This is a genomic window from Blautia sp. MSK18_10 (assembly GCF_020553185.1).
GTDB lineage: Bacteria > Bacillota > Clostridia > Lachnospirales > Lachnospiraceae > Blautia_A > Blautia_A wexlerae.
This window is the reverse complement of record NZ_JAJCGT010000003.1, coordinates 76,534-90,827: the sequence shown is the minus strand read 5'-3', so window position 1 is coordinate 90,827 and position 14,294 is coordinate 76,534. Positions and strand designations below refer to the sequence as shown.

Here is a 14,294-nt window from a genome sequence, read left to right as displayed (position 1 = left end):
ATTCTGGTCTGACAGCTATTGACTTTTCCTCTTTGCTCTCCTATTCTGGTATTACAGGCACTGCCATGCCTAGTACATAAGAAAGAAGGTAATAACTATGTCTGATAAAGATTCTTCCCTTATCAAATTACTTGAGTTACCAGATTCTATTGATAACGCTGTTAAAAATCTCACGGATAAGCCAACCCAAGGAATAGGTCAAACATTTTCTGATTTATGGTTTTTGGTTTTTGGCGGAATTACTCAAGCCGCTGATAAGCGTCGCATGAAATACGCTCATGACCTTGAACTGTATGGTCAAGAGTTATCTCAATCAATCGCAGCTATTCCCGAAGAGAACCTTACTGAACCAAACATTCAGACAACCGCCCAAGCTCTTGAAAACTCCAAATACTGTATTGAATCAGAAGATCTTCGAAAACTATTTGTAAATTTAATATCTAAGTCTATGGATGACAGATACACTCAAGCTGTTCATCCATCGTTTGCAGAAATTATTAAGCAAATGAGTCCTTTGGACGCTAAAATTTTAAAAAGTCTTGATCCTAGAGATAGTTTTCCATTAGTTGATTATATTTTAAGAGATTACAGTGACAATAGTTTCAATACCATTATTTCAAACGTTTATATTCCTTCGTTTTCAGAAATTAGCCTCGAGCAGGCTTGCTCTTCTATTTCCTCTCTTAACCGATTAGGAATAATAAAAATAATAACCGATGCCTCTCTAGTGGACGATTCTATTTATGAGTCTTTTAAAGAAACTGAATATTATAAAATTCTTTCTATACAAACAGAGAGTCTAAACAAACCAAAGAAACTGGAAATCAAAAAATATTTTGGGTGTCTTACTCCTTTGGGAGAGAATTTCTTTGAAGTTTGTGTACAATAGACAGTGTTTTTTCATTATTTTTATTTGTCATTTCACACATTTCTTTAACATAGCCATCTACTTTTTTAAAATAGTAGGTGGCTACTATTTTGGCGGTAATTGCTGATGCAATTATGGCTACTACAATCGTTGATATTTATCTCACCTCTTTCTGGATATGCCTGTTGTTTTTTCAACATGTTGAACTATGTTTCAAAAAAAATATCCACAACCTTTTTATTCATAGCACGTGCAATTCTAAGTAATGTTTCTGTAGTTGTTACTGTAATTGTACCGTTCTCTAAACCTGAAATGATTGTTCTGGATACACCAGATTTTTTAGATAACTCTTCTTGAGACATATTTATTTCATTTCTACATTCTCTTATTTTAAATCCCATTTTACTATCCCCCTTTCTGTTCATCATGTTGAACTATTCGTATAGTATCATTTGTCGAATTATTTGTCAAGTATGTTGAACAATTTCGTTGACTTTTATTTTTCATTATTGTACAATATACTAAACAAAGAAAAGGTGGTGTATCAATGACACTGGGAGATATCATAAAAAAATATCGAAAAGAAAATAATATAAGTATGAGTGAATTTGCAAGTAACTGTTCGCTCAGCAAAGGATATATTTCAATGCTGGAAAATAATGTAAATCCCAGAAATAACAAGCCTATTTCTCCTACCCTTCCCTCAATAGCCAAAGTTGCTTCTGGAATGGGACTTGAACTAGATACTCTTTTAAAAATGATGGATAATGAGCAAACAATAAATCTTGCTTCTGAAAATACCTCAACAAACCAGAATTCTGATTTTGTTTTTCAATTGGGGGATCCCATAGGAACCATTGAAATGACAGTAATATCTAACAATAAGGAGCAAACAGCTAAACGTATATCACGCTATATTGATCTTTTAGTTTTATACGATCAATTATCTACATCCAATAAAAATAAAGTTTCAACTTATTCAAAGAACCTCCTCTCCACCCAGCAGATGGAAGAAGATCTTCTTGCAGCTCATGCCAGGACGGATGTAGAACAGACTCCTGAGGGTGTTCAGCATGATCTGGATATTATGAATGATGATTCAGAATGGGAGGAATGATATGGCATTAGATATATTGGAATTGCGTAAACTATGTATACCCAAAAACATTCGTATTACACTCCACGCAGCTAAAAGGCTGGAACAGCGTGGAATATTCTTAAAAGATGTAATATCCTGTATTATGAATGGAGAAATCATCGAACAATATCCAGATGATTATCCTTACCCCAGTTGTTTAATTCTGGGGATGAGCATCGAAGATAAATATCTTCATGTAGTCATCGGAAATCACGAATCGGATTTGTTCCTTATAACAGCTTATTTCCCCAGTTTTGATAAATGGGAATCTGATTTCAAGACTAGAAAGGAGAACGCATAATGACTTGTTTTTACTGCAAAGGTAATATTGAATCTTCTACAACAACTTACATGACTGATTATCAGGGATGCTATATCATTATCAAGAACGTTCCTTGTGAAAAGTGTTCTCAATGCGGGGAAGAATACTTAAATGGTGAAACACTTGAGCGAATCGAAGAAATTATTCAAAAAGTTAAAGGTATGCTGACTGAAATTGCAGTTGTTGACTACAAGCAAACAGCTTAAAGAGAACCGTTTTATTTTAATCGCTAAAGGGGTGATCCCAATTGAATTACGAACAATTACTGACTGCTGCCAATCAGGAAGGGTTACTTGTTAAAGAACAACCTCTTACTGAACATGATGGCCTGATCCGTGGCAGTCGCATAGCAATCCGAAAGGATATAGAAACACAAGCAGAAAAATCTTGTGTGCTTGCCGAAGAAATCGGGCATTATCGCACCAGCTCCGGAAACATTTTAGACCAGAATAAGGCAGAAAGCCGAAAACAGGAGTATCGAGCTCGGCTTTATGGGTATAATCTAAAGATTGGACTTACCGGTCTGATCAGTGCTTATGAAGCAGGATGTGGGAATCTTTATGAGATGGCTGAATATCTGGATGCTACGGAGGAATATTTAAAAGAGGCTATTCAGTGTTACCATGCTAAATACGGTGTATACGCTGTTGTTGATAATTATGTCATTTATTTCGAACCATTTGCGGTGATACATATGATTTCATCAGCAGATTAAAGAACGGAGCTGTTATTACCAGATTCGCTTTTGGAAGAATATAAAGAATTTACTATTGAACAGATATCCCGAATAACTGGATATCATCAAAAATTAATTGAATTGAGGTTAGGAAAATAATCTGCATTAAAATTGTCTATATTACAGAGGGAGGATTTCCATTATGGAATTCAAAGATGAATTAAGAAAATACACCGAGCGTCTTGAAAATATCAAGGATACTCTTCAAACCGAAGAGGCTACAAAAATGTCTCTGATTGTTCCTTTTTTTCAACTTCTTGGATATGATGTGTTTAATCCTTTAGAATTTTGTCCGGAATACACAGCTGATATTGGAATTAAAAAAGGAGAAAAGGTTGATTATGCCATCCTGATGGGTAAAGATCCTGTCATTCTTATTGAAGCTAAATCTGTAAATAAGAAGTTAGATCGGCATAGTTCTCAGTTATTTCGCTATTTCGTGTCAACACCTGCTAAATTTGCCATTCTTACCAATGGTATAGAATATAAGTTCTATACAGATTTAGATGACACAAACAAAATGGATAAAGAGCCTTTCCTAGATATCAATCTTCTTAATATCAAAGATGCAGAAATTTCTCAGTTGAATAAATTTAAAAAACAAAATCTTAATATCTCTGAAATTATGGACTCTGCTTCATTATTGAAATATAATAGTTTATTTAAAAATTTTATCGAAAATCAGTTTAAAAATCCGACTGATGATTTTATCAAGCTTTTTCTTCAGCCAGTATATAAAGGTGCAAAAACACAGTCTGTGATAGAAAAGTTTCGACCTATTGTAGAAAAAGCACTAACCGATTACATAAATGAATTGTTGACTGATAAAATCCAGGCGGCTCTTAACACCACTGTTACCAGTTCAAATGTATCAGCTCCCAATATACAAACAAACGAACATTGGGATATTCTTTCTGAAATCAAAGATGTCCTGAAGAATACCGTTGACGTGAATAAAATCAGCCTTAAGCATACAGGATCCTATACTGCTGTTTTGTATGAGAAAAATGTAAGAAAATGGATTTGCCGTATTTCGTTATCCGGAACGCAAAAATTATTGATTCTTCCGGATATAAATAAAAATGAAATTCGTATGCCAATTTCAGATATATCTGATTTAAAGAATTTCTCAGAGCAAATAATAGAAGTTGTTCAGAGATATTTACATCCAGTTTTGCTCAAAGAGGTTTTGTACACACGTTGGGGAAACTATGAAATGCCGGAACCATATAAAATTTTACTTGAAAAAGGTCCACGTAAAAACTTAAAGAAATTATAGTAAGTAACTGTCTCAATAGATTAACGAAAGGAGTTTTCATTATGCCATTACCCAAAGAACGGATTTATACAATAGATGACATCTACGCTCTTCCGGATGGTGAACGTGCAGAGCTGATTGATGGACAGATCTATATGATGGCACCACCTAATACCAGGCATCAGGTAATCGTCGGTGAACTGTATGCTACTATCCGCAATTATATTAAAAGTAAAAGCGGATCCTGTAAACCATATGTTTCTCCATTTGCAGTGTTCCTGAATGAAGATAACAAGAACTATGTCGAACCAGACTTAACAGTTGTCTGCTCACCGGACAAAGTAGATGAAAAAGGTTGTCATGGTGCACCTGACTGGGTAATTGAGGTTGTTTCTCCTGCTACCCAGAGTAAAGATTACGGAATAAAATTATTTAAATACCGGATGGCCGGAGTCAGAGAATATTGGATTATAAATCCCCTGAAAGGTATCGTAAATGTCTACGATTTTGAAAATGAATCGGGTACCGGATTGTATTCTTTCGACGATGAAATTCCAGTATGTATATATCCCGATTTATCAATTGTGATCTCTGAATTATTATAATAAAAACCGCCCCTGTTGGTAGCAGGGACGGCTCAAGAATCTCCGAAGAGATCCAGTACTTTGGCAAAGATATTGTATCATCTTCGGAGCAGTTACACAATCAGAACGTTTGTGTGGCTGTTATTTTTATACTTGAAATTACATATTTTATAAAACCGAGGTGATATTTATGAGTAGTAAAGTAGCAGCTCTCTATATCCGTGTCTCGACAGAGGACCAAACAGAGTTATCTCCTGATGCACAGAAGCGCCTTTTGCTGGATTATGCCCAGAAGAATGACATGATTGTTTCCGGGGACTTTATCTTTACTGAGAGTGTTTCCGGCCGGCACGCACAGAAGCGTCCGGAGTTTCAGAAGATGATCGCCCTGGCGAAGCAGCCTTCTCACCCTATTGATGTGATCCTGGTATGGAAATTCAGTCGTTTCGCCCGTAACCAGGAAGAGTCTATCGTATACAAGAGTATGCTCAAGAAGGATAATGTAGACGTGATCAGTGTATCTGAGCCACTGATCGAGGGACCTTTTGGCAGCCTGATCGAGCGCATCATCGAATGGATGGATGAATACTATTCCATTCGATTGTCGGGTGAGGTCTTGCGTGGCATGAAAGAAAAAGCCCTGCAAAAAGGCTATCAGACGTCTCCCTGTCTTGGCTATACTGCAGTTGGACATGGAAAACCTTATATCATTAATGAAGCTGAATATGCCATTGTCTCTTATATCATGGACCTGTATGATAATCAGAACTTAGATGAGACAGCTATTGCCAGGCGTTGCAATGATCTCGGGTACCGGACAAAACGTGGAAAACTCTTCGAGCGGCGCAGCGTTGACCGGATTCTTGGAAATCCCTTCTATTGCGGAACTGTTGTCTGGAACGGAGTGGAATTTGAAGGAAACCATGAGGTACGTCTTTCCAGGGAACGGTACGAAAAACGTCAGAAGCTGATCACTTCCCGGAAACGCCCGGTCAAGGCACGGAATGTCTCTGCCTGCAAGCACTGGCTATCCGGTCTTTTGAAGTGCTCTGTCTGCGGAGCCACACTTTCTTACACCGGTAATAATAAGTGTCCTTATTTCCAGTGCTGGAAGTACGCAAAGGGATTTCATAAGACTTCTGTTGCTTTATCAGTCAAAAAGGCCGAAGAAGCTGTGATAAGTTATTTTGATCAGATCTTAGATGGAGCAGAATTTACATATGTATGTAAAAAGAAAAAGACTGATCATTCACTGCAGATTGATCAGTTGCAAAGAGAGATCAGTAAGCTCGCCATGAGAGAAGGCAGAATCAAAGAGGCTTATGAGGCAGGAGTAGATACTCTGGCGGAATACAAGAATAATAAGGACCGTCTGGTATCAGACCGATTAGAATTGACTGCTGCCCTTTCACAGCTATTACAGGAAGAACAGTCAGAGCAACCTAATACAGAAGAAGTCCTGAAAGAGATCCGTTCTGTTGCGGATGTCCTGAAGAATCCAGACGTAGGTTACGAAGAAAAAGGAAATCTGATCAGAAGTGTTGTAGAGCAGATCATATATGATAAGGAATCCGGAAAAATGTCTTTTGACATCATTATTTCCTGAATTGAAAATCCCGCAAACCCGCATAAACACTGTGGTTGCGGGACTATTATAGGGTACTGCACTCCGGTGGCCCGGACGGTGAGATTGGCGCTTCCCTGCGTTATCTTTCCCAGCGTTTTACCATGCCGAACCGAACGACTTCTGCTTTGCTCAACGACATAGGAACAGAAGAACTCAGTCATCTGGAAATGGTATCCACTATTGTACATCAGCTTACCCGGGACCTTTCCATGGAGGAAATTGAGAAATCCGGATTTGGACCGTATTATATCGATCACACAGTGGGAGTCTGGCCACAGGCAGCAGGTGGCGTACCATTTAATGCATGTGAATTTCAGAGTAAAGGTGATCCGATCACTGATCTGTTCGAGGATCTTGCTGCAGAGCAAAAAGCCCGTTCTACTTATGACAATATTCTCAGAGTAGTCCGCAATATACCTGAGATTGCGGATCCCATCAAATTCCTGCGTGCCAGAGAAGTTGTTCATTTCCAGAGATTTGGGGAAGCTCTTCAGTCCATTCAGGAAGAACTTGATGCCAAAAACTTCTATGCTTTTACCCCGGGATTTGATAATCCCTGCACTGCATCATGCAACAGCAATAAATAACGTACGCAGCCAAAACCTGCGACATACTGCGCGAATTTATGCGATTAGCATCGTGAAGCGTGTTACTGAGAACGGAATGAACAGTAATACGCTCCATCTTAAAAATCACAGAAATTTCATATTTGCTTTACAAATATATCCGGTGGTGCTATAGTATTCTTAGCTTAATAGCCACAAAAGTAATTGTCAAAAATATTGAGCAATTACAAACAAAAATATGATATAAAAGGGGCTGTCTCACATAGATATTATGTGACAGCCCCCTTATTGGAGGAATTATGCAGATAATTATTGTTGGGTGCGGTAAAGTTGGACGTACCCTGGCAGAACAGCTTCAGGAAGAAGAATCCGACATTACTCTTATAGACGTTTCTTCTAATGTGATCACTTCCCTTCAGGATGACATTGATGCCATGGGTATCGTGGGAAACGGTGCAAGTATCAACACGCTGGTGGAAGCAGGTATTGAGAATGCAGATATCCTGATTGCCGTAACCGGCTCTGATGAAATGAATCTCCTCTGCTGCCTGATCGCACAGAAAACCGGCCATTGCCAGACGATTGCCCGTGTCCGCAATCCTATCTATGCCAAAGAGATCAGCTTCATCAAGAAGCGTCTGGGTGTTACTATGATCATTAACCCGGAGCTTGCAGCTGCACAGGAAATTTCCCGTCTCTTACGCTTCCCTTCAGCTATCAAGATCGATACTTTCGCACGTGGTCGTGTGGAAATGCTGAAATTCAAAGTGCTTCCTGAATTTAATCTGGATGGCATGACAATCTCACGCATTACGGAAGCCCTGAAATGCGACGTCTTGTTCTGCGCAGTAGAAAGCCGGGATCATGTATCTATTCCCGGCGGTAATCAGGTGATCCACGACGGAGATATGGTTTCCATTCTTGCTTCCCCGGTGAATGCAGCAGCCTTTTTCAAAAAGATCGGCCTGAAAACCAATCAGGTAAAAAACGCCATTATTGTCGGCGGAGGAACCATTTCCTATTACCTTACAAAAGCCCTGCTTGATATGAACATCTCCGTTAAGATCATTGAACAGAATGAGTCCCGCTGTGAAACCTTAAGTGATCTGCTTCCGGAGGCAACTATCATTAACGGAGACGGAACCAATCGTTCTCTCCTTATGGAAGAGGGACTCTCACGCACAGAGGCTTTTGTATCACTCACAAACATGGATGAGGAAAATGTTTTCCTTTCACTCTTTGCCAAAACAGTTTCCAATGCCAAACTGATTGCCAAGGTAAACCGCCTTGCCTTTGATGATGTCATTGATAACCTTGATATCGGAAGCGTCATTTATCCGAAATATATCACAGCCGACTATATCCTGCAGTATGTACGTGCCATGCAGAACAGCATCGGCAGCAATATTGAAACCCTTTATCATATCCTGGATAATCAGGCAGAAGCTCTGGAATTTGCCATCCGCGAAAATTCACCGGTAACAGGCATTCCATTATCTGAACTGAACCTGAAGAAAAACCTCCTTGTAGGTTACCTGAACCGAAATGGTCAGGTCAAGATTCCCCGAGGCCAGGATACCATTCAGGTCGGAGATACCGTTATCATAGTAACTTCTCAGAAGGGCCTTCGCGATATTACAGATATTCTGGAAAAATAAAGGAGCCAAATTATGAACTATTCCATTATTGTCTATATCATCGGAATGATTCTGAAAATTGAAGCTGTATTTATGGCTCTGCCCGCAATTACGGCACTGATCTATCAGGAAACTTCCGGTATAGCTTTTCTGATCACGATTGCTTTATGCCTGGTCATCGGGCTTCCTCTCACCAGGAAAAAGCCGACAAGAAAGGCTTTCTACACAAAAGAAGGTTTCGTGACTGTAGCATTAAGCTGGATCGTTCTGAGTATCATAGGAGCAATCCCCTTTGTGATCAGCCGAAGCATTCCAAATCCTGTAGATGCATTATTTGAAACAGTTTCGGGTTTTACTACAACAGGAGCCAGTATTCTCAGCGATGTGGAGGCACTTCCTCATTGTATGCTGATGTGGAGAAGCTTCACGCACTGGATCGGCGGAATGGGTGTTCTGGTTTTCATCCTCTCCCTTCTGCCACTTACCGGCGGTTATCATATGAATCTTATGAAAGCGGAGAGTCCCGGACCATCTGTAAGCAAGCTTGCGCCAAAAGTACAGTCAACTGCCAAAATTCTGTATTCTATTTATTTCGTAATGACAGTGATCCAGATCCTGCTTCTTCTGGTCGGTGGTATGCCGCTGTTTGACTCCATATGTACAGCTTTCGGTACTGCAGGTACCGGAGGATTTGGTATTAAAAATGACAGCATGGCCAGTTACAGTACATATCTGCAGGTAGTCATTACTGTATTTATGATTTTATTTGGCGTTAACTTTAATGCTTACTTTTTCATTATCACAAAAAAATTTGCTCAGGCTTTTAAAATGGAAGAAGTGCGGTATTATTTCGGAATCATCGGTATTGCAATTCTTATCATCACCTGCAATATTTACCATATTTTCGGAAGTGCAGCCAAAGCTTTTCAGCAGGCAGCTTTCCAGGTTGGTTCCATTATCACAACAACCGGATATGCAACAACAGATTTTAATACCTGGCCGGAAATTTCGCGGACAATCCTGGTACTGCTGATGTTTATCGGTGCATGTGCCGGAAGTACAGGCGGCGGCATTAAAGTATCCAGAATCCTGATTCTCTGCAAAACAGTCCGCAAGGAGCTTCATATTTTTCTGCATCCAAATGCGGTAAAGAAAATAAAAATGGACGGCAAAGCCATCCCACATGAAGTTGTTCGTTCCACAAATATTTTCTTCATTGTATATATGCTGATTTTTGCATCCTCCATATTCCTGATTGCCTTTGACGATTTCAATCTGATCACGAATTTTACGGCGGTTGCGGCAACCTTTAATAATATCGGACCTGGTCTGGAACTGGTAGGACCTACCGGAAACTTCGGCATGTTCTCCTGGTTTTCAAAGCTTATCCTTACTTTTGATATGCTGGCAGGACGTCTTGAGATTTTCCCGTTACTGATATTGTTTGTAAGGGATACATGGAAGAAATTCTAAAAATATTTTGGTAAAACAAATTTTATTTTTTTACACTGTATTCATATTTTATTCATATTTATTGGATATAATGAACTTTAGAAAGATGATGAATCTTTCTTATAAATATTTTTCTTTTTCATACGCGCCGGTACGAAAGTACCGGCCTCCTTCCATTTATGGGAGTTTTTTATTTTATGGCATTTTTCTCACACCTTCATAATCAAACGCAGGAATAAAACTCTCTCTGGCAGTTTCACCATCTTGAAAAAATCCATTTTCAATCCCAAGCTCAAATGCATAGTCCAGAACTTTTTCATATTCTCTTCTGGTTACACAACGATTCAGTTCTGTATATTCTTTCTGCTCAAAAACCGGCGTATACTGATTCATGATACTGATATAAATCTGCTTTCCAAAAGTCTTATGTAAAAGTTTCAGAACCTTCTTTGAATTTCTTGTATGCCCCGGCAATATAAGATGTCTCACAATAGTCCCACGTTTCATATATCCCTCTGCATCAAACTGTGGCATTCCTGTCTGGCGTACCATCTCATTAACTGCTTCCATAGCCCTTTCAGGATAATCATTCGCATGTGAAAATTTCACCGCCAATTCGCTCTCCGCATATTTGTAATCCGGAAGATAAATGTCCACATATCCGTCCAGAAGTTTCAATGTCTCTGTGTTCTCATATCCACCACAGTTATAGACAACCGGAATATTAAGCCCATGCTTCTTTGCACAGTCCAAAGCTGCGATGATCTGTGGAATATAATGTGTTCCGGTTACCAGATTGATATTTGCAGCATCCTTTTCCTGCAGTTCCAGGAATATTTCTGCCAGTCTTTCCTCAGTGATCTCAAGGCCACTGTCACCAATGGCAATTTCCCGGTTCTGGCAGAAACAGCATCTCAGATTGCATCCTGTAAAAAAGACTGCCCCAGAACCTCTGGTTCCCGAAATACATGGTTCTTCCCACATATGCAAAGCTGCCCTTGCAATCTTAACCTTCTGATTCATTCCACAGTATCCGGTTTTTCCGGCTGTTCTGTCTACATGGCAATTTCTCGGACATAAACTGCAATCTGCCAGTATGCAGCTTTCTGTATCCTGCCTCAGAGTTTTATCTTTGTTTTTTTCTGTCTGTATTTTATTTAACTTCACTTTTCTCTTCTGTCCTTTTTTCTTTCCCCGACTTGATATCTGTGAATCGCCCACTGCAAAACAGTTCCCACAGTTTGCTTATATTATAACCGTTCAGTGCTTTCACAGTTACAGTCGGATTGCTGAATAGTTACTATCCTTTATATCATTATACTACATTCCCCAATTACGTCTATTCATATTTCACAATTTCCTTTTTCAATCTCTTCATGATCCTTTTTTCCAACCTGGAAATATATGATTGAGAAATTCCCAGAAGGTCTGCAACCTCTTTCTGTGTTTTCTCTGCAGCATTCTCCTTTCCCAGACCAAATCTAAGGCGGATGATCGTCTGCTCACGCGGTGAAAGCTTTCTAATTGCCTTTGATAACAACGAAATCTCCACTTCATCTTCCAGACGTCTTGAAATCACATCCTCATCAGTTCCCAGAATATCAGAAAGCAGGAGTTCATTTCCATCCCAGTCTACGTTCAGCGGTTCGTCTATGGACACTTCCATCTTTGTCTTACTGTTGCGGCGAAGATACATCAGGATCTCATTCTCTATACATCTGGATGCATAAGTGGCAAGCTTGATGTTTTTTACAGGATTAAAGGTATTGATCGCCTTGATCAGCCCAATCGTTCCGATTGAGATCAGATCCTCCACCCCGACTCCTGTGTTATCAAACTTCTTTGCAATATACACCACAAGCCTTAAATTATGTTCGATCAGAACAGACTTCGCTTCTTCTTCCTGCCCTGTTCCAAGCTTCTGCAGTATAAACGCCTCACGCTTCGGCTCCAGTGGTGCCGGCAGCACATCATTTCCACCAATATAAAAAACTTCTCCTGAACGGTTCATCACCATTCTTGACACTACCTGTAATGGATAACAGCTCATAGTCACAACCCCTCCCGTTAAAGTAATCTGGAATTCAAAAGTACCTCGTATTCCTTACCAAAAGCGGATGTTTCAAATGAAAATGCAAATACCGGATTGTCTATGCAGACAACCTCTGCTGGAGTCTGAATGCAGAGTCTCTCAAAAGTAACAGCCAGCATCATCCCCTGTTCTTTTCCTATACTGTGAAAAAAAGTAAAATGTGGATGAAGCCCGGCAGTTCCCGGTTTCCCAGACTCTCCGGGATTTTCTTTCAGGTGTTTTAAACAGCTTACGGTTTCTTCTGAACATATTTCAGATAAAACTTTTTCTGTCCCTACAGATACAGGTTTTCCGTTTACAGAATCCATAAGCAGATTTCCGGAATCATAAAATCCTTGAAAAGAATATCCACATCCTTTATAGTATATGGTTATCGGATAGATATTCTTTGTCCGTATTCTCATGGAATCCATCAGATATGACAACGCTGTAATGCCGGACCACGTTGCTGCTGCAAGGATCAGAAACATTTTGACTGTCAACTTATCACTGACGATCACTTCCCAGAACCCTCCACACAGAAATGCGGCAAAATACAGTGTAAGTATTGCTTTAAGCAGCAGACTTCCCCTTTTCAGATTACATCCGATCACAAGCATTCCTGCAGCACAGCCACCATGCAGCAGGACAAGTGCCGGAAGAAAAATCCCAGACTTCAGAAAAGATTGCAGATAAATGATCCAGCAGGAAAACACCGCACCTGCAGCAGCTCCCAGAAGAGCTCTTTTTCTGCTTCTTCCACATCGGAATAATATTCCTGTAAATCTGATCAATATGTAATCTATCAGGAGATTTGTGAAAAAAACTACATCTATGTATATTTCGTAATGCATTTCCTTCCCTCCGTCTGATACTGCCTCTGACTTCTCCTTCACTTCGGTAAGTGAGATTCATTATACGTGATAAAGTATGCGGATTTTGTCAAAACGGAGGAATTATGTCTTATTATTTGTCGCACTAAATCGACAGTTTTTATCATATAAACCAAAATGAACATGTATTGACATATAATTGAAGTTAGAATAAAATGATAGATAATTTCTATGTTTTAGAAGGGCATCTTCTATACTGTCACAATTCAGACAGTATTTTATGTCTCTGCTACAAAACAGACTGGAGGATTTTAACATGAATAATATTACCGGACACACAGGTCTTACCGCGCTTTTAGGAAGCCCGGTGGCACACAGCATTTCCCCTTTGATGCATAATGAATCATTTCGCCTTCTCGGGCTTGACTATGTATATTTATGTTTTGATGTAAATGAAGAAACTCTTCCTGCAGCAGTTGCAGGATTAAAGACTTGCGGCATTCGCGGTTTCAACCTTACCATGCCGAATAAGAATAAAATTGTAGAATTATTGGATGATCTTTCCCCTGAAGCCCAACTGATCGGTGCTGTCAATACTGTACTGAACGATAACGGAAAGTTAATCGGATACAATACAGACGGGTACGGTTTTATGCAATCTGTACGTGATGCGGGACATGATATTACCGGTAAAAATATAACTGTCATGGGAGTAGGAGGAGCTTCGATGGCCATCTGTGCACAGTCTGCCCTGGACGGTGCGGCTTCCGTACATATTTTTGCCCGCCGCACCAGCAGATACTGGAATCGCACACAGAAATTCGCTGAGAATCTCTCTGCTAAAACAGGTTGTCAGGTCTGCCTCTTCGACAATGATGATCATACTGCATTGCGAGATTCCATTGCACAGAGTTATCTGCTGATCAATGCAACCTCTGTAGGCATGGTTCCGGATATTGACGATACCATCATCAAAGATACATCTCTGTTCCATCCTGAGCTTGTAGTGGCAGATGTTGTCTATGAGCCACAGGAAACCCGACTGCTCAGAGAGGCTAAAGCAGCCGGATGCCAGACCTTTAATGGCATGTATATGCTTCTTCATCAGGGGGCTAAAGCTTTCCAGATCTGGACCGGACAGGAAATGCCGGTTTCTGTTATTAAGGAAAAATATTTCTCTGTCAAATAGTGATTCGCATAAC

General features: G+C 39.8%; 16 protein-coding genes. 12 read left to right on the top strand and 4 right to left on the bottom strand.

Going from position 1 to position 14,294, the window contains the following annotated elements; all coding sequences use genetic code 11:
• The first annotated feature begins 97 nt into the window (after positions 1-97).
• Entirely contained in the window at positions 98-889 is a 792-nt protein-coding gene (locus tag LI074_RS02575) for a DUF4393 domain-containing protein (protein ID WP_173697637.1), read from the top strand.
• Positions 890-1,074: 185 nt separating this feature from the next.
• On the opposite strand, the gene LI074_RS02570 is transcribed toward LI074_RS02575, so the two are convergent.
• On the bottom strand, positions 1,075-1,269 hold the full coding sequence (locus tag LI074_RS02570; RefSeq protein WP_173697636.1) for a helix-turn-helix transcriptional regulator: 195 nt from the start codon (positions 1,267-1,269) through the stop codon (positions 1,075-1,077).
• Positions 1,270-1,415: 146 nt separating this feature from the next.
• On the opposite strand from LI074_RS02570, the gene LI074_RS02565 reads away from it, so the two are divergent.
• The 10 genes from LI074_RS02565 to LI074_RS02520 all read left to right on the top strand — a co-directional run bounded on the left by LI074_RS02565 (position 1,416) and on the right by LI074_RS02520 (position 10,209).
• Complete coding sequence (locus tag LI074_RS02565; RefSeq protein ID WP_173697635.1) at positions 1,416-1,985, top strand: helix-turn-helix domain-containing protein; 570 nt, start codon at positions 1,416-1,418, stop codon at positions 1,983-1,985.
• 1 nt (position 1,986) lies between these two features.
• Complete coding sequence (locus tag LI074_RS02560; protein ID WP_173697130.1) at positions 1,987-2,307, top strand: DUF4258 domain-containing protein; 321 nt, start codon at positions 1,987-1,989, stop codon at positions 2,305-2,307.
• A complete protein-coding gene (locus LI074_RS02555) occupies positions 2,307-2,534 on the top strand; it encodes a type II toxin-antitoxin system MqsA family antitoxin (protein WP_008704146.1) in 228 nt (75 codons plus the stop codon). The genes LI074_RS02560 and LI074_RS02555 overlap by 1 nt, the downstream gene beginning before the upstream one ends.
• Positions 2,535-2,575: 41 nt before the next feature.
• A complete protein-coding gene (locus LI074_RS02550) occupies positions 2,576-3,043 on the top strand; it encodes a hypothetical protein (RefSeq protein WP_173697634.1) in 468 nt (155 codons plus the stop codon).
• Between the two features lie 163 nt (positions 3,044-3,206).
• Entirely contained in the window at positions 3,207-4,343 is a 1,137-nt protein-coding gene (locus LI074_RS02545) for a type I restriction endonuclease (RefSeq protein WP_173697633.1), read from the top strand.
• 41 nt (positions 4,344-4,384) lie between these two features.
• On the top strand, positions 4,385-4,927 hold the full coding sequence (locus tag LI074_RS02540) for a Uma2 family endonuclease (RefSeq protein ID WP_022381196.1): 543 nt from the start codon (positions 4,385-4,387) through the stop codon (positions 4,925-4,927).
• 169 nt (positions 4,928-5,096) lie between these two features.
• A complete protein-coding gene (locus tag LI074_RS02535) occupies positions 5,097-6,512 on the top strand; it encodes a recombinase family protein (protein WP_173697632.1) in 1,416 nt (471 codons plus the stop codon).
• A 35-nt stretch (positions 6,513-6,547) separates the two neighbouring features.
• Positions 6,548-7,120: a manganese catalase family protein gene (locus tag LI074_RS02530; protein WP_119245752.1), complete on the top strand. Its 573-nt coding sequence runs from the start codon at positions 6,548-6,550 to the stop codon at positions 7,118-7,120.
• A 278-nt stretch (positions 7,121-7,398) separates the two neighbouring features.
• On the top strand, positions 7,399-8,757 hold the full coding sequence (gene trkA, locus LI074_RS02525) for a Trk system potassium transporter TrkA (RefSeq protein WP_055057397.1): 1,359 nt from the start codon (positions 7,399-7,401) through the stop codon (positions 8,755-8,757).
• 12 nt (positions 8,758-8,769) lie between these two features.
• Positions 8,770-10,209 carry a TrkH family potassium uptake protein gene (locus LI074_RS02520; RefSeq protein ID WP_055057398.1) on the top strand — a complete coding sequence of 480 codons (1,440 nt, stop codon included), beginning with the start codon at positions 8,770-8,772 and terminating at the stop codon, positions 10,207-10,209.
• A gap of 174 nt (positions 10,210-10,383) precedes the next feature.
• Here the strand turns inward: LI074_RS02520 and LI074_RS02515 are convergent, their stop codons facing one another.
• The 3 genes from LI074_RS02515 to LI074_RS02505 form a co-directional block, all read right to left on the bottom strand.
• Complete coding sequence (locus LI074_RS02515; protein WP_055057427.1) at positions 10,384-11,310, bottom strand: radical SAM protein; 927 nt, start codon at positions 11,308-11,310, stop codon at positions 10,384-10,386.
• Positions 11,311-11,527: 217 nt separating this feature from the next.
• Positions 11,528-12,238, bottom strand: a complete 711-nt coding sequence (sigE, locus tag LI074_RS02510; RefSeq protein ID WP_020994083.1) for an RNA polymerase sporulation sigma factor SigE — start codon at positions 12,236-12,238, stop codon at positions 11,528-11,530.
• A gap of 17 nt (positions 12,239-12,255) precedes the next feature.
• Positions 12,256-13,113 carry a sigma-E processing peptidase SpoIIGA gene (locus LI074_RS02505; protein WP_055057399.1) on the bottom strand — a complete coding sequence of 286 codons (858 nt, stop codon included), beginning with the start codon at positions 13,111-13,113 and terminating at the stop codon, positions 12,256-12,258.
• 295 nt (positions 13,114-13,408) lie between these two features.
• On the opposite strand from LI074_RS02505, the gene LI074_RS02500 reads away from it, so the two are divergent.
• Entirely contained in the window at positions 13,409-14,281 is an 873-nt protein-coding gene (locus LI074_RS02500; RefSeq protein WP_022380356.1) for a shikimate dehydrogenase, read from the top strand.
• Positions 14,282-14,294 lie beyond the last annotated feature (13 nt).

Coding starts and splice junctions, on each gene's coding strand:
- LI074_RS02575 (WP_173697637.1), top strand. CDS start 98: ATGTCTGATAAAGATTCTTCCCTTATCAAATTACTTGAGTTACCAGAT.
- LI074_RS02570 (WP_173697636.1), bottom strand. CDS start 1,269: ATGGGATTTAAAATAAGAGAATGTAGAAATGAAATAAATATGTCTCAA.
- LI074_RS02565 (WP_173697635.1), top strand. CDS start 1,416: ATGACACTGGGAGATATCATAAAAAAATATCGAAAAGAAAATAATATA.
- LI074_RS02560 (WP_173697130.1), top strand. CDS start 1,987: ATGGCATTAGATATATTGGAATTGCGTAAACTATGTATACCCAAAAAC.
- LI074_RS02555 (WP_008704146.1), top strand. CDS start 2,307: ATGACTTGTTTTTACTGCAAAGGTAATATTGAATCTTCTACAACAACT.
- LI074_RS02545 (WP_173697633.1), top strand. CDS start 3,207: ATGGAATTCAAAGATGAATTAAGAAAATACACCGAGCGTCTTGAAAAT.
- LI074_RS02540 (WP_022381196.1), top strand. CDS start 4,385: ATGCCATTACCCAAAGAACGGATTTATACAATAGATGACATCTACGCT.
- LI074_RS02535 (WP_173697632.1), top strand. CDS start 5,097: ATGAGTAGTAAAGTAGCAGCTCTCTATATCCGTGTCTCGACAGAGGAC.
- trkA (WP_055057397.1), top strand. CDS start 7,399: ATGCAGATAATTATTGTTGGGTGCGGTAAAGTTGGACGTACCCTGGCA.
- LI074_RS02520 (WP_055057398.1), top strand. CDS start 8,770: ATGAACTATTCCATTATTGTCTATATCATCGGAATGATTCTGAAAATT.
- sigE (WP_020994083.1), bottom strand. CDS start 12,238: ATGAGCTGTTATCCATTACAGGTAGTGTCAAGAATGGTGATGAACCGT.
- LI074_RS02505 (WP_055057399.1), bottom strand. CDS start 13,113: ATGCATTACGAAATATACATAGATGTAGTTTTTTTCACAAATCTCCTG.
- LI074_RS02500 (WP_022380356.1), top strand. CDS start 13,409: ATGAATAATATTACCGGACACACAGGTCTTACCGCGCTTTTAGGAAGC.